Here is a 20,764-nt window from a genome sequence, read left to right as displayed (position 1 = left end):
GCTAGCGGCATTGACGCATAAGTATAACTAAATTCCCCTCAGCACCACTTTCAAGCCAATTCAACTCTGGCCAACTCCGCAACCATGTTAATTGACGCTTAGCCAATTGCCTAGTAGCAGCAACCGCTTTTTCGACCATAGTATCATAGTCAAACTCACCATCTAGGTATTGCCAGCACTGTCGATAACCGACACAACGCATTGAAGGCAAGTCTAAATGCAAGTCTCCACGGGCTTTTAGCTCTGTGACTTCCTCAATAAAGCCCTGTTTGAGCATAATCGCAAAACGTTGCGCTATTAAGTCATGTAACACTTTGCGCTCGCGCGGTGCAATAGCAAACTGCACTACGTCATAAGGCAAGGGAGCTGACTTGGTCTGAGTCAACTCAGTCATGCTCTTGCCGCTTATTCTATAGACTTCCAGCGCTCTTGAAAGTCTTTGTGGATCATTAGGATGAATTCTTTCTGCAGACACGGGATCTATCTCCCTTAATTGGTCATGCAGCACTTCCCATCCCTTTTCATCCGCCTCCGCTTGGATCTCGGCCCTAATGGCGTCGTCCGCACTCGGCAAAGGTGACAAACCTTCGAGTAACGCTTTGAAATACATCATGGTTCCGCCAACTAATACTGGCGTTTTCCCCATGCTGACAATCTCTTCTATCTGGGCTATGGCATCGGCTCTAAAGTCGGCTGCCGAATAGCTTTCACTGGGATCACGAATATCAATTAATCTGTGCGGCCCGCGAGCCAGTTCGTCTGTTGAAGGTTTGGCACTGCCAATGTCCATACCACGATAAATTAATGCCGAATCGACCGAAATAATTTCACAGTTATGCTTTTCGGCCAATTCTAATGCTAAAGCTGTCTTACCTGAGGCCGTTGGCCCCATCAAAAATAACACTTTAGGCTGTAATTCTTTATTCACTTGCTTGCTCTTCTAGCCACGATTGCCAAGGTAAGAATATCGCTTTGTTGGCAATAAGCTGTTTTTTCTCTTCAGCTAACTGCGAAAATGCTGCCCAGATTTCTGGTGCCGAAACGAATCCCGTTAAACTGTGTTTTGCCAACCAAAATGCCAATGCGCTCGGCGCAGGTGTTTCAAAACGCAGCGATTGTAGCCATTCAGGGATCACTTTGGCTAACTGGCTCTCTCTGATATATGGGGGCACTTTTTTAATAATCAACTGCTGGTAACGAATTGTTAGTTCTAAACCTAATTGGCGGATCAGCGTGTCGTGTTCAGTGAGCACAGCCTGCCAATCAGCATCAGCCGCGACAGACACTGGCATCAATAAAGGCTGACCAATTAACCCCGTCGCTAGCTTAGCTTCAATCTCTTGGCATCGCGTCGCCAATGCTACTGATTTTATTGATAATAGACTGAGTTTATCTTCCGACGTCATCACCCAATATTGCCCATCTAATATCGATGGCATAGGTAACACAGACTGATAATCTTGATCTTTTACACTGTAAGAAGGGGTTTGCAGTAAAGCACCATAACTTGCTATTGCCGCCTTTGACGGTAATTCAGTACGTTGTCGAGATTCACCTGCAGAATAACTGCCACGGCTGCTGTCCCTTGGCGTTGTCATGCTGCCAAAAGCATTCGTTTGAGTGCCAAAACTGGCGCCTTCTCGTCCTGCGACTAGAGACTTTATTTGAACGGCAGGGGCAACTGTATCTTGAGCAGACTCAAGTGTATCAGTTTGCGCATTAACTTGAGCTGAATCAGCGCCAAGTATAAAAGGGGCTGAGATTTCAGTGGCGCTTATCGGGGCATCCACAAACACATCTTCAACCTCATCCAAAGAGCTAGAGTGAACAAAGTTGAGCTCTCCTGCTTCTTCCAGCGCCGATTGCAATGCTTGCAGAATATAATCATGCACATAGCGACTCTGATGGAATCGCACCTCATGCTTAGCAGGATGCACGTTAACATCCACTTGATGGGGATCGATATCCAACATCAGCACGTAGCCGGGTTGTTCAAGTTCTGCTTTTTGAGCAAAGGCTTGACGCACCGCATGGTTAACTAAGCGGTCACGGATAAGGCGTCCATTGACATAAAAGTAATGGGTATCGCTGATAACCGGTGACCAAGGTGACTGCAAATAGCCACTGAGGCGCAAATCATCGTGTTGGCATTCAATCTTAAGCGCTTGCTCGGCAAATGGACGGCCACACACTTGCGTCAAACGTTGCAAATACTGGGCTTCATTCATGGCGGGACGATAATTACGTACTGTCTTGCCGTTATGCGTCAGCGTGAAATGGATATCGCCGCGCACTAATGCAATGCGCTTTAACCATTCATCGATATGGGTAAATTCGGTTTTGTCACTCTTTAAAAAGCGTCTACGAGCCGGTGTATTAAAGAATAAATCCACCACTTCAATCGTCGAACCAACTGGATGCGCGGCGGGCATCACTTTAACTGCCATGTCGGCACCTTCAGCATGGGCTTGCCATGCTTCGGTTTGCTCAGCCGTGCGTGACGTTAAAGTTAAACGTGAGACTGAGCTGATACTGGCTAGCGCTTCACCACGGAAACCAAAACTAAGGATCGCTTCAAGATCATCTAAAGTGTGCAGCTTTGAGGTCGCGTGACGCGATAAGGCTAGCGCGAGTTCATCTTTAGGTATGCCAGAGCCGTTATCGCGAATTTTAATCAGCTTGCTGCCGCCTTTGTCGATTTCAATATCGACTCGGCTCGCTCCTGCGTCGAGGCTATTCTCGACCAATTCTTTGACTACGGAAGCGGGTCTCTCAACCACTTCCCCCGCCGCAATTTGGTTGGCTAATTGCGGAGGCAGGATCTGAATGCCCATCATGCTTTCCTATTTAACTCTGGGGTATAACTAACGTTTGCCCTAACTGCACCACATCGGACTTCATTCCATTCGCTTGTTTGATGCTGGACATAGGCACACTATAACGTTGCGCGATTGCAGATAAAGATTCTCCGCGACGGACCTTATGTTTAACCTTTGTCGATACCGCATCACCAACATAGGCTGTAGGCGTTCTTTCAGTTGACGTTCTTTCTGCTGATGCTTTTGCTGTGGTTTTGGCTGGCTTAGCACTGCTAGAGCTTCCTCCCCTTCTTTGGGCAAGCAAAGTATCCGCTGGCGGATTGTTATGATAGTAACGGCTCACCCCCTTATAAATAGCATTGGCAATGCTCTCTTGATGGCGACTACTCGACAGTAAACGCTCTTCTTTAGGGTTTGAAATAAAGCCCGTTTCAACCAAGATTGAAGGAATATCCGGTGACTTCAGCACGGCTAAACTCGCGGACTCAGGGCGACTTTTATGCAATTGAGTCACGCCACCTAAATCTTTTAAAATATCCCCCGCTACAGAATGGCCAATTGCCATCGAACTGTTCATTGACATATCGAGCAGCGTCATGGCCAAATACTGTTCATTATCAGTGTTTTGGATAATCTCACCCGCGCCGCCCAGCAGCTCAGAGTGTTTCTCTTTTTGCTCTAACCAACGACCAATTTCACTATTAGCACGACGCATTGATAGCACCCATACGGAGGCGCCACGTGGATTGGGCGAGGTAAAGGCATCCGCATGGATAGAAATCAGCAGATCCGCCTTACTGTTGCGCGCCAGTTCAGAGCGTTTATTTAAATTCACAAAATAATCACCAGTACGGATCATCACAGCACGCATGCCTGGCGTGTCATTGATCTTGCTGGAAACACGTCTGGCGATTTCTAGGGCGACCTTTTTTTCATAAACACCAGAAGGACCAATGGAGCCAGGATCGTCGCCACCATGACCCGCATCAATAGCAATGACAATATCGCGGGATGATTGCGCCGCTTGGGTGACAGTTTTAACGGGTGTAGATGACACGATAGCCGTTGCAGTAGTTAACGTTTTATCTTCTAAATCAACCACTAGACGATTGCCATAGGGCGCAGTAACAGGCAAAGAAAACAAGCTTGCATTCAATGGTTTTACGAGATCGATCACTAAACGCAAATCACCTTTAGTCGGTGACTTACTGACCCGCACGCCCTTAACCAACTTACTGTTGTTTTCAAGATTTTTAAGCACAACTTTAGCAGTGGTCTTTTTTAAATCCACCACTAAGCGATTAGGGCCATCTAAAGAGAAATAGGTGTAATCAGGCGCTTCACTTAAGTCAAACACGATTCGAGTCGACTCAGGCGCAGCCCAAATGCGTACGCTTTCTAACTGATTAGCCGCATAGGCCGCCACAGATAAAAAAGAACATAAAGAAAGAATAATAATTTGAAAATAAGGGTTATTTTTTATCATTTTAGTTTTTATTTTATCGCTTTTAATAACTTTTCACCTGGCTCTGACAAGGCCTCTATGCGTATTTCACGCCCATTATTTTGATAACTTAAATGCATATGGACATCGGCAGCGGGCAGTAAACCCTCTCCCTTATCTGGCCATTCAACAATGCACAGACTCTTATCCGTGAAGTAATCACGGATCCCCATAAACTCGAGTTCTTCTGGATCGTTTAAACGATACAAATCAAAATGATAAACTTCGACACCCTCTAGCTCATATGGTTCAACTAAAGTGTAAGTCGGGCTTTTAACTGCCCCTTTATGGCCCAAACCTTGAATTAAGCCGCGACTCAGCGTCGTTTTACCGGCGCCTAAATCACCCGTAAGATGCAGAGTCAAAGGCGCTTGAACATGGCGGGCTAATTTTTGCCCAACCGCAATAGTGTCGTCTTCGTTGTCTAAGAAAAAAGTTAACTCTGTCATATCCGCTTATATCACTGCTGTTATTGATGGAGAAGCGACTCAATCCTAAAAAGGCACAGGGCACATAACAAAGTCCAGCCCCGCTTGAGTCTCACATTCCGCCTAGAGTAAATCACTATTCACTAATTGGCGAATAAAAGGCATTAAATCGCTCGCTAACATACCCCGTTCTCCCTGTATTGCCGCAAGATCAGCGGCGCAACCATGTACGACTACGCCAAGCACAGTTGCCTGCATATTATCCATTCCCTGAGCCATGAGCGCGCCTATAATACCAGATAACACATCGCCACACCCACCACTGGCAAGCCCAGGGTTGCCGACTGGTGCCACTACCATTTGCTGACCATCAAAAATGACCGTTCCTGCGCCCTTTAGCAATACAACGCCGCCGTACTTTTGCTGTATAGCGCGAACAGCGGCAAATCTATCCAGTTCAATATCGACCACGGTACAACCAAGTAAACGCGCGGCCTCGCCCGGATGTGGTGTTAGTACCCAATTCGCTTGGCGCCTTGGTTCATTACTGAGCAGATTCAACGCATCGGCATCTAAAACACAAGGCTTATCGCTCAAGCCCACGGCTTTAAACAAATTATACCCCCAGTCATGCTTACCTAAACCAGGGCCAAGCACGATAACCTGCGCCCAACCAAGGCGCAGATACACTTCCATATCGACTAAATCACAACCCCAAAACATCAGTTCAGGACGGGAGACATTCACCGTCAGTTGATGCTCAGGTCGACTGATCACCGTGACTAATCCCGCGCCTGCACGTAGGCAAGCCTCACTTGCCAGTCTCACAGCCCCAGCCATGCCTATATCACCGCCGATGACAGTGACTTTGCCCGATTGGCCTTTATGGCTATCCCGTGCTCGGGCGGCAAAATAGTCCTTAAGAGTCTCTCTTCCAACTCTTTGTGCGCTCGCTTCAGCAAAGAAAGGCGTTAATCCTAAATCTGCAAATTCAAGCTCGCCACTGTAATGCCGCGCCTTACCTGTTAACACACCTTGCTTTACACCACCAAAACATAAGGTAATATCCGCCATCACAGCAACACCTACTACGGCGCCTGTATCAGCAATGACTCCAGAGGGTAAATCAAGGCTCAATACCCAAGCCGAATTGTCATTGATGGCACGGATATATTTAGCCATATCGTCGCGCACAGCATCACGTACACCCGTACCTAACAGACCATCGACTATGATTTTCGCTGCGAGAATAGGTTCAACCTCTAACGGCAGTAATTTTCCACCTTCAGCAAGATAATGGGTCAATGCTTGCTGACACTCAGGCGTGCCTGACGCTGACGTCATCATCACAGAAACGTCCATACCACTGGCACGGGCTAGACGAGCGCACACTAAGGCATCGGCACCATTGTTACCGCTGCCAGCAAGAATTAACACAGGTAAGACTTCGGAGCTATGTTTCGCTAAACACTCAAAAGCCGCCGCGCCAGCACGCTCGACCAATTCATAGAGACTAGATACTCCCTGAGACACTGCACTCAGTTCCGCTTCGCGAACTTGTGTTTGGGTGTATAGAGCTTTGGGAAATTGCGATAGATCTTGTGCCATGAAGGATCTCCTTAGACACCAATGACTCCATTTCATAATGAGTAATCTCACCATAGAAGTCTTGGCAGAATTGAGCAAGGCCAATAAAAATCAGCCAATAGATCAAGAAAGTAGCAAAAAAAGCAGCGAGAAATTATGACGTAAATCAGTTCAGGCGCAGAAACCCGCCCAAATGGAGCAAAGTAGAGTAAAAGTGGCCGATACAAAGTCGACATAAAAACCAAAGCCAGCACTGGGCTGGCTTTGAGAATCAAGAAGAAATGACGGTTTAGATATCGTCCATCCGAATCGTACTATGGACTAGACGTTGCTGCTGAGTTTTCTCTACTCGGATCAAATTGGCTAACGCATTGCGCGCATCTTCCGCCGTGGTTGAGTTAACTGTTTTTTCTAACAAACCAATCAGACGATTCTCTAGGTCTAAATGTAAGTTGAGCACATCATCTTCATTCATGTTTGCGGGCAACATAGTATCTTGGCAACGCTTAGTAAAGTCTTCAAAAGTGAAGTCTTTATACCAAGTATCAAGAATACGATGTGGTGCTTCATCCATATAATCACGCAGTTTTTCTGCCATGGTTTTTTGGTGTGATTCAAAATACTCCAACATCATTTTCACACGAGCCGAGTCAGCTTGATTGTTGAGTCGGCCATAGAGTTGCGCCATATCTAAGCGGCAATTTGCCACATACTCGAGTAGATCACGTAATTGTTGAATACGCATATAATGCACTCCATTGTCAGGCCAACTACTTGGCGCTATTAATTTTGTCTAATTCCATTATGTGAGTAAAAGCGTTAAGAATATTTGAACAAGGTCATAATTTAACTTTCACGCAGCTATCTAATTTAGGAAAACTTGAAGAAACACGCTATAGATCACGCATCTAAATCCTATCACACTGTTTTATATAAAAGAGAAAAGCCAAAAGAGATCTCAACGCACTTTTCCCAAAGGGTATTCGTAAGTCTTTGGTTGTGCATGGTGAATCTGAGATAGAGTGCTTGAGGTAGATGGCAGTGAATCAAGACAAAATATAGACGAACTAATTGAGGGAATGATGTGAAAAAGTAGCTGTTGGGGAGTTTAACGGAAGTACAGCGAAATGATTTTGATAGGGAGAGGTTCGAGCAATGATCTATGCCTTAGTCAACGGCTAAGCATTGTAAGTAATAGCAATATGAGCTACACGATTGAAATGATGTTGGATAAAATAATTTTGGAGGGATTTATCGAAATTGGAGCGACATGATTTTGATCAAGAGCGGTTCGAACCGATGACCTATACCTTGGCAAAAAAAGAAGGTATCGCCATATCAAGTCCGCAACTGATCTAATGTCAATTGAGTAATCTGATAGTGGAATATTTAGGAAATTGGAGCGACATATCGGGTTCGAACCGATGACCTATACCTTGGCAAGGTATCGCTCTACCAACTGAGCTAATGTCGCATAATCTGTACTAATGATTTGGTAAATCACTAAGTTTTAATTTGGAGCGACATATCGGGTTCGAACCGATGACCTATACCTTGGCAAGGTATCGCTCTACCAACTGAGCTAATGTCGCATAATCTGTATTAATGATTTGGCAAATCACTAAATTTTAATTTGGAGCGACATATCGGGTTCGAACCGATGACCTATACCTTGGCAAGGTATCGCTCTACCAACTGAGCTAATGTCGCTTTTTGCATCGCTGCTACATTTGCCTTCAACATTAATAAAGGTATCGTCTATCAACTTTTATCAACTGAGCTAATGTCGCTTTTTGCATCGCTGCTACATTTGCCTTCAACATTAACAAAGGTATCGCCTTTAACCTTTATCAACTGAGCTAATGTCGCATTCAATCTAAATGACCGTACATCTCTGTTCGCATCAAAAAGTTGAGGCCGCATTATATGAAAAATTCATGCGGCTGCAACCCCTTCTTGCATATTTATCTACTGATCGGTCAAATTTTAAATACTTTGCTGCGATAATACTGTAATTCAGCGATCGACTCTTGGATATCCTGCAGGGCTTGGTGGGTATTTTGCTTCTTAAAACCATCCATCGTTTCTGGACTCCAACGCTTCACTAGCTCCTTAATCGTACTGACATCCACGTTGCGGTAGTGGAAATAATCTTCCAACTCGCGCATATAACGATTTAAGAAGCGTCTATCTTGCCCAATGCTGTTACCACACATTGGAGAGGCGCCCTTAGGAACATACTGTTCTAAGAAGGCAATCGTCTTAGCCACGGCTTGCGCTTCGGTTTCTTGGCTAGCACGAACGCGATCAATCAACCCTGACTCACCATGGTGCTTTTGATTCCAATCATCCATAGCGGCCAGCACATCATCTGACTGATGAATCGCGATAACCGGACCTTGACCGATAATATTGAGTTCTTGATCTGTCACTAAAGTGGCAATTTCAATGATCCTGTCGACGTCGGGCTCTAACCCTGTCATTTCCAAATCGATCCAAATGAGATTATTTACATCTGCCGTCATAAATCAGCCTTATCGTGTCAGTTAGCCTAAATTCAGGCTTTTTTATTCAAGAATGTGTATCATACTGCTTTTTTCCAACACAAAAAATCACCTAATTGACGAAGACGAATCAGTGAGTAAAAAGAAACCCCTAAGCCAAGGTCAATTACGCCGTATGCGCGCTAATCACGAGAAGCGACTCAATCGTGATAGTGGCGATAAAAATACGCCAGAGTTACAGGATAGTTCATTGGGGCAAGAACAGCCCGGTACTGTGATTTCACGTTTTGGCCAACATGCCGACATAGAAACTGAAAGCGGCCAAATTGTGCGCTGTAATATTCGCCGTGCCGTCACCAGTTTAGTGACTGGCGATAAAGTGATCGTACGCTTAGCCATTGAGAGCCAAGCCAATAGCGGCATCGCAGGTATTGTTGAAGCCGTTCATCCACGTCGCTCATCACTTACACGCCCAGATTTATACGATGGCGTGAAAATTATCGCCTCGAATATCGACCAAATTTTGATTGTCTCCTCGGTATTACCCAGCTTTACCACCCAGATCATCGACCGTTATTTAGTGGCTGCCGAAGATACCGATATTCCGCCTATCATCATTTTGAATAAAATTGACTTGCTCAATCCCGCTGAAGCGCAGGCAATCGATGAAGCGCTACAGCGCTACAAAGACATTGGCTATCCGGTTTATAAGGTCAGCAGCAAGCTCGGCGATGGTATCGATACCATCAAAGGTATACTCAAAGATAAAGTCAGCGTGTTTGCCGGCCAATCTGGTGTGGGTAAATCATCAATCATCAATGCATTACTACCCGATGCAGAGCTTATTATCGGCGATGTTTCCGATAACTCAGGTTTAGGTCAACACACTACTACCACAGCTAAACTGTTGCACTTGCCTAGTGGCGGCGATTTAATCGACTCCCCGGGCGTGCGCGAATTCGCCCTATGGCATCTTCCTGCACAACGTGTCGGCTGGTGCTTTATCGAGTTTCGCGAATATCTTGGCGCATGTAAATTCCGCGATTGTAAACACGGTGACGATCCCGGCTGTGCACTTCAAGAAGCCCTGAGCCAAGGTAAGATCAGCGCAGATCGCTTTAATAATTACCATAAAATTATCGCCAGCTTAGATGAACAACGTCATGCCCGCCATTTCCGCGCGGCCACTGACGAATAACGACTTATTGATAAATAACAACAGTCTCAGCAAAGATTGAGCAGTAAGAAAAGGAATTGAAATTGGATAAAGTCAAAATAGCGCTGCAGTACATGCTGCCGAAACACTTATTATCTCGTTTAGTGGGTAAACTCGCTGCAGCCGAAGCTGGCGCCTTGACCACTGCCGCCATCAAATGGTTTATCAAACAATATAAAATCGACATGAGCGAAGCGGCGCAGAGCGAACCAGAAGCTTATAAAAGCTTTAATGCTTTTTTTACCCGCACCCTTAAACCCGGTATTCGTCCGTTAGATATGGACGCCGATATCATGGTGCATCCCGTCGATGGTGCGGTAAGTCAGTTAGGCCCCATCAAAAACGGTCGCATCTTCCAAGCTAAGGGTCACCACTATTCATCGTTAACTTTGCTTGGCGATCAAGCCGAAGATGCTAAACGCTTCGAAGGCGGTGATTTTGCGACTATCTATCTGGCGCCTAAAGACTATCACCGTATCCACATGCCGATTAAAGGCACATTATCAAAAATGACCTATGTACCTGGCGAACTGTTTTCGGTGAATCCGTTAACGGCGAGACACGTACCCGGTCTGTTTGCCCGTAACGAACGCGTTGTGGCGATTTTTGAAACCGAATTAGGTCCACTGGCTATGGTATTGGTTGGCGCAACGATTGTTGCCAGTATTGAAACCGTATGGGCTGGCACAGTCACGCCGCCGACAGGTAAGCAAGTCTTCACTTGGGAATATCCAACCCAAGGCCCAGATGCCATCACCTTAGACAAAGGCGAAGAAATGGGTCGCTTCAAGTTAGGCAGTACTGTGGTGATGTTGTTTGCCAAAGACGCTATCGCGACCTTTGCTGAAGGTGTTGAAGCCGAAGCAGTAACACGTATGGGACAAGCCTTCGCTAACCTGAAAGACGTTAAGCAAGCGGATTAAGTTTTCTTGAGTTCTGCTAAACCTTCGGGATTAATTGAATTGCATCTGGCTGTGCTGCTATTTGGCGGCACAGCTTTGTTTTCTAAATTAATCCCGCTCAGCGCCCTCGACATCACCTTCCTACGCTGTATCGTCGCCGCCACTGTGTTAGGTTTGCTGGTCAAATTCAGCCGTAAACGGCTAACGCTGGCCAGCAAACAAGATTATCTGGTCGCCATCGGGCTTGGGGTTATCGTCAGCCTGCATTGGGTGACTTATTTTGCGGCCATGCAATTATCGTCGGTCGCCATTGGCATGATTGCATTTTTCACCTATCCGGTGATGACAGTGATTGCCGAGCCGTTGCTGACAGGTAATAAGATAAAATTACACGATATGATCAGCGGTGTATTAGTGCTGATTGGGGTGATATTACTGATCCCTGAGGCCAATTTAGGTAACGACACTACGCTGGGCATTGCCATCGGCATAGTGTCCGCCATCTTGTTCACCGCCCGTAACTTATTGCACAAACGCTACTTTTCCCAGTACAGCGGCCCCCATGCCATGTTCTATCAAACTTTGGTCGCTGTGGTGTTCCTGATGCCTTGGCACCAAACGGAACTGGACAGTATCTCATTAGAAGTGTGGGGATTAATTATTTTACTCGGCGTTGTCTTTACCGCTGCGCCACATGCGCTATTTACTTCTGCGCTGAGGCAACTCAGCGCCAAAACGGTTGGGCTAGTCTCTTGCTTACAACCCTTTTATGGCGCCATGTTAGCGCTGATCATTTTAGGTGAAGAGCTCAATCTCAACACTCTAATTGGTGGCACTATCATAGTCGCTACCGCCATCTTCGAAACCCATCAATCGCACCAATCACAGCGGCGAAAAAAGAACGCCTGAAACATACCAATCTCAACGCAATTTGGCTAATATGGAGCGTCTTTCGCCCCTAAATGTCTTTAGCCTATATGCCACGTATTTTATTGTTCATTATTGCTTTTTTCACATTTTCCGCACTTGCCAATTCGCCTTTGCAGTTGGACAAACGTCTTGGCATTAACAAGCAAGATCAGCAACAAAATCTCAGCATTGACGAACAAATTAACGAACTCAAAATTAACATAGAAAAACTCGCTGCCAACGCAGCCAGTTTCCAACAAGCGCAGATTGATTTTGAGCAACATAAGAAGCGCACTAACCAAGCGCTGAAAGACGCCTACAAGCCTTTATCACTGGAAAAAGGTACTGACCTCAGCCAGCAGGCTTCCATGGCCTATATTCGCTTGTCTGAACTTAAAGAAAGCGAATCCACCCTTGGCCGACAAGTTAACGATTTATTACTACGTCACAATGACTTACCTACCGTTATCGCCAGCGCGAGGCAAACTGTCGCCCAAAACAAAAAAGCAGAACTCGCCCCGCTAGATACCCCTACGGGAGAGTTACAGCAAACTCAACGACTCTTCTTTGAACAAAGCCTTGCCACCGATGAAGCAGAACTTGCCAGCAGCCAAAAACGCATTGAACTGACGCAATTGCAATTACAGCTAGTCCGCCAACAACTGGTGCAGCAAGAAGCCTTGATCGAAACCATCAACAAGGCAATCAATAAACAACGTCAGCAACAAACGGATGCCACCCTAGCCAAAAACTTAGTTAATACCGAAAAAGTTATCGATCCTATCACCCGTAATATTGCCGACACTAACCAGATTTACGGCCAAAAGCTGCAAACGTTAACTCTGCAGATCAATAATGTGGTCGAACAGCAGGAACAGGCAGAAACCCAATATCAATCCCAAGCCAAACAACTGGCAAACATCCAAGAGCAGATCACTTGGGTCAAAATGAACTCCGCCTTTGGTGAGCGCTTTTTACAGATGTTGCAATCACTGCCTAAACCACCGAATCACGAAAAACTGCAAACGCTGATCGCCGATGCGCGCTTAGACAGATACCATTTAGAGCAGCAACAAGCCCTCAATGAGCAAGAATTAGAACAACCCGGCTTATACAATGAGCAGCAGATTAAGCTCTTACACTCGCAACAGAGTTTGATCTCGCAGTTGATGCAAAGCTATGACCAATACTTAAGTGAATTAGGCAAGCTGAAGGTCAATTACCAACAACTGAGCCAACAGAATCTCACCCTCAAAAATACCCTTAACGAACATTTATTCTGGGTGCCTAACGCTGCAAGTATCAGTAAGTTATGGCTTACGGATCTTGAGCGCAGCACGGTTTGGCTTGTGCAACATGCACAGTGGGATGAACTGGGAAAAGCCTGGGATGAACAAAACGATTATTGGTCTTGGTGGATCATATTGCTGGTACTGTGTTTAGTCGTACAAGACTTGATCACTCCTAAATTCAATCGCTTGCTAAATCATTACACCACTTATGTGGGCAATGTGACCCAAGATAAATTCATTTATACTCTCAAAGCGCTCGCCTGCAGTATCAGCTATGCGTTGATAAAACCTTTCCCAGTGATCATGGCGGGATTGATTTTCTATCATTCCGATCGCAATTTTGTGCAAGCAGTGGGTATGGGCATACTGGCGATTGGTTTAGTGTATCTCTTATATCGCTTCATCTTTATTCTGACGCTCGACAAAGGCGTACTCGTCGGCCATTTCAAACGCCCCTCAAAACTCATCCAAGCGGGACAATCACGGCTCAGACACTTTGTGCTGATTGCTAGCCCATTATTGGGTCTGATGGGCTTTACCGAAGTACTCGACACATCACTGGTGCGTAATAGCATAGGCCGCGGCGCATTCATTATTTTCTGTATCGTTTTATTCTTGTTATACAAAGATATTTTAATCCTGAGCCGTAAAAACTCAGATGCCAAAAAAGACGGTAAAAACAAAAAACTCATTCAGAAAATGCTCTGGACCTTGCTGATTTCTGTGCCGCTTTTAAGCGCAGTGTTAGCCTTTAGGGGTTACTACTTCACCGCTTTCCAAATGCTGTTACAACTGCAATTATCGATCGTGCTTGGTCTGGGTTTCTTGCTCTTATACCAATTGATCAAACGGTGGATGTTAATCGAACGCCGCCGTATCGCCTTCGATCGCGCGAAAGCAAAACGTGCAGAGCGCTTAGCACAAAGGGAAAAAGGCGAAACGCATCACCCTTCCGTCGATGGACTCGATACCTACGAAGAACCCGTAGTCGATCTCGAAACCATTTCGAGCCAATCCCTTGGCCTAGTGCGTTCACTCTTGTTATTGGCCTTTTTAGCCAGTTTGATTGGTCTGTGGACTCAAACCCATACGGCGCTGTTTTCCTTCCTCGATGGCATTACGCTGTGGACGACCAATACCAGTGTGAATGGCTTAGAACAACAATTGCCCATTACCATGAAATCACTGATGTTTGGGCTGATAGTAGTAGGTTTCTCGTTAATGATTGCCACCAATTTACCCGGCCTACTTGAGCTAATGATCCTACAAAGGCTTGATCTCTCGCCCGGGACAGGTTTTGCGATCACAACCGTCAGTCGTTATCTGGTGGTTTTCCTCGGACTATTAATCGGCTTCTCTAATCTCGGGATGGAATGGTCTAAGTTGCAATGGCTGATTGCCGCACTGTCTCTCGGTTTAGGCTTTGGTCTGCAAGAAATTTTCGCCAACTTTATCTCAGGTTTGATCATTTTGTTTGAGAAACCCGTGCGGATTGGCGACACAGTGACAATTCGTGATTTAACAGGGACAGTCAGTAAAATCCAAATTCGGGCGACCACCATTATTGACTGGGATAGAAAGGAAATTATCATTCCGAACAAGGCCTTTATCACAGAGCAGCTGATCAACTGGTCCTTGTCAGATCCTATTACTCGGGTCATTGTTTATGTGTCGGTGGCGCGGGATTCAGACCCGGCCAAAGTTGAAGCGACCCTGTATCAAGCGGTGCAAGAGTGTGAAGATGCACTTGCCAGCCCAGAACCTGAAGTCTGGTTTGCCGGCTTTGGTAAACATACCCAAGATTATGAAGTGCGCGCCTATGCGAAAGATATGTCGGCACGCTGGCCACTGCGCCATGATTTACATAAACGAGTGACTAAAAAACTCAAAGAAAACAATCTCGAACTCGCCTACCCGCAGATGGAAATCCATATTAAGAATGGTCAAAATCGCGAGCAACAAGGCATTATTAGAAGCTAATAGGATCGTAGACCATGCTTATTTTTGCTCACCGCGGCGCCAGCGGTTATCAGGCCGAAAATACCTTAGCCGCCATGGCTAAAGCGTTAGAATTGGGTGCGCAAGCCGTCGAACTCGATGTACATAATGTCGAAGGTGAGTTAGTCGTATTTCACGACAGACGACTCGATAATAAAAGCTCGGGCACGGGCGTCATTCACTTAGTGAGCAAGGACTATCTAGCAAGCATCAATGTGAAAGGTGAATCCATTCCGACGCTATGGCAAGTACTTGAGCTGATTGCGAGGCGCTGCATAGTCAATATAGAGTTAAAAGGCATTAATACCGTCACGCCGTTAATCGACTTATACCCAAAGGCTATGAGTCAGCTTGGATTTACGAAGGAGCAGTTACTGATCTCTTCCTTTAATCACCCCTATCTACATGAACTTAAACAGGCGTTGCCGGATGCGTTAGTCGCACCACTGCTTGCCAGTATTCCACTCGATGGGGCTGCCGTGGTAAGCGAACTGAATGCCTATTCATTGCATTTAGATGTGAGTTTTATCAGCCAAGCGCTAGTAGACGACGCCCATAACCGAGGTGCCAAGGTTTATGTTTATACTGTCGATCATATTGATGATATTCATGCACTTAAGCAGATAGGCGTCGATGGCGTGTTCAGCAATTACCCCGATCGCGCCATGCAAGCCTTAACTCAAAAGGCAATGGCCGATTACTCTGGCTACTTTGAGTAACGGCAAAAATAATAACGATATTAAGCTTGGCTATTTCGCTGAGCCCAATAACCGATAAAAATAAACATGGCCACAATTAACAGAAACATCCAATGGGATGGCATAGCCACTATGTGTCTTGCCACCCAAGGCGTGGCTTTCACGATCAATAGGCCATAGCCAAAGGCATTCACAATAATAAAAACAAATGTTCGCAGCACAAAAGAATGCCCCAACAAATGACGCCTTAAGATACGATTTACATCCGCTGAAAAAACCAAAATAAGACACACCACCATAGCAGTAGCAATATCGAAGGCCCAAGGGCGAAGCATATTACCTAACTGGGCAATAATGGCGACTAATTGATCAAACATAGACTTAACCTAAAAAGATGCAGCGCAATCCATCTGAGTGGCCGCGACAGCGTATTGAAAAATAACAATAACCAAGCATAAAGGGAGACGCCATGGGGCACAAGTTACTCTTGCTAACAAAGGCAAATCAACAGTACCGCGACTTAATTGAGGCGCAGAGTCTCCCAGATTTAACGTTACTCGACGATAATCCTGCGAGCATAATTGATGCAGATATTTGGTTAGCCGAACCTAAACTCGCCGCGCCCCTATTACCCCATGCTAAAAATCTGCAATGGTTACAATCAAGCTTTGCTGGCATAGATGCCCTGATGAGTCCAAGGGGCAGAAAAGACTATCAACTCACCAATATTAAAGGCATTTTCGGCCCGCTGATGAGCGAGTATCTATTCGGTTATTTACTCGCGCATATCCGCGGCCATCGTTTTTATCGCCAGCAACAAGGACAAAAACAGTGGCTGATTCAACCCCAGCACCGCCACTCAAGTTTACAGGGCATGCGATTGCTCTTGCTTGGCACAGGCTCAATTGCCCAGCATTTAGCGAAAACGGCAAAACACTTTGGCATGCATGTTACTGGTATCAATAGCAGCGGTAATGCCGTAGAAGGTTTTGATATCATAGAAGCTATGTCCAATTTAGGCCAAGTGTTAACACAGGCCGATGTGGTTGCAAATCTACTGCCAAGCACTCCTGCAACGTACAATCTTCTCAATACTGACATGTTAGCTATGTTAAAAGCTGATGCAGTGCTGTTTAATGTTGGCCGCGGTGATGCACTCGATCTCGATGCACTAAATACCCAGCTGATCGCTAATCCTAGTCAGCAAGCGATCCTCGATGTATTTGCTCAGGAACCTTTGCCCAATAGCCACCCTATTTGGGAACAGGAAAATGCCGTGATCACGCCGCATATTTCGGCGCCAAGCCATCCTGCACAAATCGTCGATATCTTTAGCCAAAACTATCGCCGCTACATCATGGGTGAACCACTGCAGAATAGAGTCGACTTTAGTAAAGGTTATTAGATCAAAGATAAGAAATTGAGTTAGAAATCAGTAAAAGAAAAGGCAATAGTCAGACTATTGCCTTTTTATCTTAAATTTTAGGCAGTTAAACCCTAAAACTGCGCTTTAAGAATTGATCGACTAATACCGAGTGAGAATCCATCTCGCGGGTCACTTCGTCATTCAAGCCGACCATTTCACTGCCGAGTTGATGGCTAGAATGGGTAAATTGCGACACATTCACCACGCTGCGATTCATCTCATTTGCCACACTCGATTGCTCTTCAACCGCGCTGGCAATATGGTGCGTCATATCGGTAATGGTCGAAATGGCCTCACGAATCGTACGTAATGCCATACCCGCTAAATCCGCCGTTGAAATACATTCGGAAGCGGCAACCACTCCTTGCTGCATACTGATAACAGCTTTATTCGTCCCCTGCTGCAACAGATTAATCATACTGTGGATTTCTTTTGTGGCATCGTGAGTACGTTGTGCCAGCGCCCGTACTTCGTCAGCAACGACAGCGAAGCCACGACCTTGCTCACCCGCTCTAGCCGCTTCAATTGCTGCATTCAATGCCAGTAAATTCGTCTGCCCCGCAATACTCTGAATCACATCGAGCACAGTGCCAATATCTTTACTATGGGCTTCTAACTCAGTAATCACTTTTGACGTTTGTTGCAGTTGCTCCGCCATAGCTTGAATCGAGCGAATAGTACTCGACACCGTTTTATCACCATTGATAGTTTCAGCGGATGCCATTTGTGTGGCACTCGCCGCATCGGCACAATTGGAGGACATATCGCCTAATGTGGCGGTCATTTCCTGCGTCGCTGTAGCAACTTGTTCTATTTCAGATAGTTGAGCCTGACTGGTACTCTGGATTTGTTTGCCCTTGGCGGCAGATATTTTGGCCTGTTCTGACACGTTATAACAGGAATCCGATGCACGCCCAAGAATCGACTTAAGCTCTGAATTCTGCATTTGCAGTGCTAAATCAATCGCGCCAAGATCATCACTGCTTCCACTATAAATATGCGCCATCAAGGGGTTATCGTAGATATGCTTCGCCTTAGCCACTATCGCGTAATAGCGACTCAGCACCAGATTGCCGCCCACCAGCAATACTAGGAGACTTATCGCTAGGGCAATAAAGCCCATTAAGCCAATTTGCAGAGCAAGGTAAAACATAGGTAGCATGGCAACCAATGCGAGTAACAGCAATTTAACTGGCATATCCAAGGTACGTTTTAACGCACTGACGCTGCCTTTTTGTTCAACTCTGCATAGGCTATTTCTGCACGCTTAACCTGATCGCGTGTGGGTTTAGTGCGTACAGATTGAAACTCGACGACTTTGCCATTAACTGAAATCGGTGAGACATAGGCATCGACCCAATAGTGATCGCCATTGGCGCAGCGGTTTTTCACTATCCCTTTCCAAGGCTCGCCTTTTTTGATACATCGCCACAGATCTTCAAACGCTTGCGGAGGCATATCTGGATGACGCACCATGTTGTGAGGCTTGCCTAGCATGGCATCGAGGTCGTAACCGGCAACGGTACAGAAAGATTGATTGGCGTAAGTGATATGACTTTGAGTATCCGTAGTCGACAATAAAATCCAATCCGCTGGATAATCATATTCTCGCTGTGTAACTGGTAGATTAGTTCTCATGAAACCTTATGGATCTTTGATTAATTCTTCGTTATTCATCCATGAGTTATCCATCCGTGAGGCATCATCACCCTGACTCTGTATTCCTAAACCTACTTCTAAAACTGCCTAGCTTTTTAGTGCTAAAACACACCTAGCATAGACGATAAAACGTGCGCCATGTAACAAAAGCGTTAAAGTATGAAAATCACCCAAAAAAACATGATTGCATTTGATAAGCGTTTTCATTTAGAATTAGCGCAATTCGATTGGAGACTAATATATGTACGTTTGTCTTTGCCATGCGATCACTGATACGCAAATTAAAAACGCAGTAAGCCAGGGCGATAGCTCGCTTGCTGACGTAAAAAAGCGCTTAGGTGTTGCCGATCAATGTGGTAAATGCGCCAGAATGGCAGTGCAGATCATTCAAAATCAACTAGAGCTTGAGCCTAATTATTACGAAGTCGCATAGAGTTCATCGCGAATAGCGTGGTAAAGGGTAAGTCACTCACCAACAAACTTCCGACAAGCTAAATACACGCTGACTCAAGCAAACTTAATCCCAAAATCCAGCGGCAACAAAGTCTTCTATCTGTCATTTCGTCTTAAATAATCTTGCCAGCCTAATCTTTAGATATGATGTTTTAATGACAAGCCCCACTGAACTCCAAGCTCGAAAGCCGCGAATAATTCAATGGGGTTACAGATCCAACTTCCGAGTCAAGCCTACTTACGTTTCAACAAATAGGCCGCTTCATTAAGCCAAGGCACGGCTTTCTTAATAAAACGTGGATTGTCGGCCAACACATCTTGCGACGCTAATACTTCAATATCAAAATCCTCACTCAGATGCTGCTCTACCCAAGTAGGGGATACAGCAAAAGGTGGGCCGATAAGGGATTCTTGCGGATAATCTAAAGTCACTAATAAACCGACACTACCGCTAGGTAATAAGCTCGCTAACTGCTTGGCATATTGTGCACGCATGCTCTCTGGCCATGCGATCAACGCCGCGCGATCATAAAATGCCGTCACTTCTTGAGTGATAGCCTTAGGGAGGGTAAAAATATCCCCCTGATACAAGCTGATCTGTTCAGTTTGATAATGCTGGTGTTCACCCACGGCCATTTGCGTCATCTCGAGTTGGTTATCGCTAAAAAATTGCTGTACGGCCAATTCATTTAACTCACAACCTATGACCTGATGCCCCTGTTCTGCAAGGAAACACATGTCTAGCGACTTACCACATAAGGGCACAAAAACCTTGGTGTCTGCAGGTAATGCAAGCTGCTGCCAATACTTAACGAGGAAAGGATTGATATCTTGCTGATGAAAACCTATCTGTTGCTGCTGCCACTTTTCATGCCAAAAACCGGGTTCCATGGGTTTATCTCTATTCGCTAATGTTGTCCTTACTCTAATGACATTTTAAAGTGGATGCAAAACCTCCTGCCATTCGGCAAACTCAGCAATGTAAAGACTAACTTACTGATCTAAAGTGGCTTGCACTTTACGCAGCCAAACACAGTTATCGCATTGGCATTGACGGCGTGATAAATGATGTGGGCTTAAAGATGAGTCGATAAAGTCCACGGCGATCAACAACTGCTGTTTTAACTCGGCAATCGATTTTTCGTTCACGGCCACCAGCTCGTCATTCTGGTTCATCCAGATACATTCCATGCCCTGATGACACGTTAAACATTGCTCGTCTCTATCATTAAAAAATACCGCATGCGGGCAATGGGTCACTTCCATTGACTGTAAAATACGCTTACGCGGATATTCCAAAAGTTCAATCAACAAGGCTTTATATTGGGTGGGCATACGCCCTCCTTAGCTGCACTTTGTCTGTGGGTTA

General features: G+C 45.6%; 17 protein-coding genes, 3 tRNA genes and 1 pseudogene. 7 read left to right on the top strand and 14 right to left on the bottom strand.

Annotation, left to right across the window (positions count from 1 at the left end):
- Position 1 precedes the first annotated feature (1 nt).
- The 10 genes from miaA to orn form a co-directional block, all read right to left on the bottom strand.
- A complete protein-coding gene (gene miaA / locus L5L77_RS04300; protein WP_263222149.1) occupies positions 2-928 on the bottom strand; it encodes a tRNA (adenosine(37)-N6)-dimethylallyltransferase MiaA in 927 nt (308 codons plus the stop codon).
- Positions 921-2,834 (bottom strand): DNA mismatch repair endonuclease MutL, encoded by a 1,914-nt coding sequence (gene mutL / locus L5L77_RS04295; RefSeq protein WP_411569228.1) that lies wholly within the window; start codon positions 2,832-2,834, stop codon positions 921-923. The genes miaA and mutL overlap by 8 nt, the downstream gene beginning before the upstream one ends.
- A gap of 13 nt (positions 2,835-2,847) precedes the next feature.
- Complete coding sequence (locus L5L77_RS04290; protein ID WP_263222145.1) at positions 2,848-4,305, bottom strand: N-acetylmuramoyl-L-alanine amidase; 1,458 nt, start codon at positions 4,303-4,305, stop codon at positions 2,848-2,850.
- A gap of 8 nt (positions 4,306-4,313) precedes the next feature.
- Complete coding sequence (gene tsaE, locus L5L77_RS04285; RefSeq protein WP_263222143.1) at positions 4,314-4,772, bottom strand: tRNA (adenosine(37)-N6)-threonylcarbamoyltransferase complex ATPase subunit type 1 TsaE; 459 nt, start codon at positions 4,770-4,772, stop codon at positions 4,314-4,316.
- A 102-nt stretch (positions 4,773-4,874) separates the two neighbouring features.
- Positions 4,875-6,359, bottom strand: a complete 1,485-nt coding sequence (locus L5L77_RS04280; RefSeq protein WP_263222141.1) for an NAD(P)H-hydrate dehydratase — start codon at positions 6,357-6,359, stop codon at positions 4,875-4,877.
- A 268-nt stretch (positions 6,360-6,627) separates the two neighbouring features.
- A complete protein-coding gene (locus tag L5L77_RS04275; protein WP_028761762.1) occupies positions 6,628-7,083 on the bottom strand; it encodes a hypothetical protein in 456 nt (151 codons plus the stop codon).
- A gap of 653 nt (positions 7,084-7,736) precedes the next feature.
- Positions 7,737-7,812, bottom strand: a tRNA-Gly gene (locus L5L77_RS04270).
- 42 nt (positions 7,813-7,854) lie between these two features.
- A tRNA-Gly gene (locus L5L77_RS04265) sits at positions 7,855-7,930 on the bottom strand.
- 42 nt (positions 7,931-7,972) lie between these two features.
- Positions 7,973-8,048: transfer RNA gene (locus tag L5L77_RS04260), tRNA-Gly, on the bottom strand.
- A 269-nt stretch (positions 8,049-8,317) separates the two neighbouring features.
- Positions 8,318-8,863: an oligoribonuclease gene (gene orn / locus L5L77_RS04255; RefSeq protein ID WP_131523968.1), complete on the bottom strand. Its 546-nt coding sequence runs from the start codon at positions 8,861-8,863 to the stop codon at positions 8,318-8,320.
- 112 nt (positions 8,864-8,975) lie between these two features.
- On the opposite strand from orn, the gene rsgA reads away from it, so the two are divergent.
- From rsgA to L5L77_RS04230, 5 genes are all read left to right on the top strand, one after another.
- Positions 8,976-10,040, top strand: coding sequence for a small ribosomal subunit biogenesis GTPase RsgA (rsgA, locus tag L5L77_RS04250; RefSeq protein WP_263184511.1), 1,065 nt, complete (start codon positions 8,976-8,978; stop codon positions 10,038-10,040).
- A 62-nt stretch (positions 10,041-10,102) separates the two neighbouring features.
- Positions 10,103-10,981 carry an archaetidylserine decarboxylase gene (asd, locus tag L5L77_RS04245; RefSeq protein ID WP_263163634.1) on the top strand — a complete coding sequence of 293 codons (879 nt, stop codon included), beginning with the start codon at positions 10,103-10,105 and terminating at the stop codon, positions 10,979-10,981.
- A 6-nt stretch (positions 10,982-10,987) separates the two neighbouring features.
- Entirely contained in the window at positions 10,988-11,869 is an 882-nt protein-coding gene (locus tag L5L77_RS04240) for a DMT family transporter (protein ID WP_263163636.1), read from the top strand.
- Positions 11,870-11,937: 68 nt separating this feature from the next.
- Positions 11,938-15,141 carry a mechanosensitive ion channel domain-containing protein gene (locus tag L5L77_RS04235; protein WP_263222169.1) on the top strand — a complete coding sequence of 1,068 codons (3,204 nt, stop codon included), beginning with the start codon at positions 11,938-11,940 and terminating at the stop codon, positions 15,139-15,141.
- A gap of 14 nt (positions 15,142-15,155) precedes the next feature.
- Positions 15,156-15,878 (top strand): glycerophosphodiester phosphodiesterase, encoded by a 723-nt coding sequence (locus tag L5L77_RS04230; RefSeq protein WP_263222139.1) that lies wholly within the window; start codon positions 15,156-15,158, stop codon positions 15,876-15,878.
- A 20-nt stretch (positions 15,879-15,898) separates the two neighbouring features.
- Here L5L77_RS04230 and L5L77_RS04225 read toward each other — a convergent pair whose 3' ends face one another.
- Positions 15,899-16,234, bottom strand: a complete 336-nt coding sequence (locus tag L5L77_RS04225; RefSeq protein WP_113939153.1) for a DUF3392 domain-containing protein — start codon at positions 16,232-16,234, stop codon at positions 15,899-15,901.
- 92 nt (positions 16,235-16,326) lie between these two features.
- Here L5L77_RS04225 and L5L77_RS04220 point away from each other — a divergent pair, with 92 nt between their 5' ends.
- Positions 16,327-17,262 carry a D-2-hydroxyacid dehydrogenase gene (locus tag L5L77_RS04220; RefSeq protein ID WP_263222137.1) on the top strand — a complete coding sequence of 312 codons (936 nt, stop codon included), beginning with the start codon at positions 16,327-16,329 and terminating at the stop codon, positions 17,260-17,262.
- 85 nt (positions 17,263-17,347) lie between these two features.
- Here L5L77_RS04220 and L5L77_RS22710 read toward each other — a convergent pair.
- Positions 17,348-18,921 (bottom strand): annotated as a pseudogene (locus L5L77_RS22710) (PAS domain-containing methyl-accepting chemotaxis protein).
- A gap of 262 nt (positions 18,922-19,183) precedes the next feature.
- On the opposite strand from L5L77_RS22710, the gene L5L77_RS04205 reads away from it, so the two are divergent.
- Positions 19,184-19,375 (top strand): bacterioferritin-associated ferredoxin, encoded by a 192-nt coding sequence (locus L5L77_RS04205; RefSeq protein ID WP_076498521.1) that lies wholly within the window; start codon positions 19,184-19,186, stop codon positions 19,373-19,375.
- A gap of 254 nt (positions 19,376-19,629) precedes the next feature.
- On the opposite strand, the gene L5L77_RS04200 is transcribed toward L5L77_RS04205, so the two are convergent.
- Positions 19,630-20,286: a thiopurine S-methyltransferase gene (locus L5L77_RS04200; RefSeq protein WP_131523962.1), complete on the bottom strand. Its 657-nt coding sequence runs from the start codon at positions 20,284-20,286 to the stop codon at positions 19,630-19,632.
- Between the two features lie 102 nt (positions 20,287-20,388).
- On the bottom strand, positions 20,389-20,730 hold the full coding sequence (locus tag L5L77_RS04195; protein ID WP_105250285.1) for a hypothetical protein: 342 nt from the start codon (positions 20,728-20,730) through the stop codon (positions 20,389-20,391).
- Positions 20,731-20,764: the final 34 nt, after the last annotated feature.

It is taken from the genome of Shewanella sp. SM29 (genome assembly GCF_025654245.1).
In the GTDB taxonomy this organism is placed as follows: Bacteria; Pseudomonadota; Gammaproteobacteria; order Enterobacterales; family Shewanellaceae; genus Shewanella; species Shewanella oncorhynchi.
This window is presented reverse-complemented; position numbering and strand designations above follow the sequence as displayed.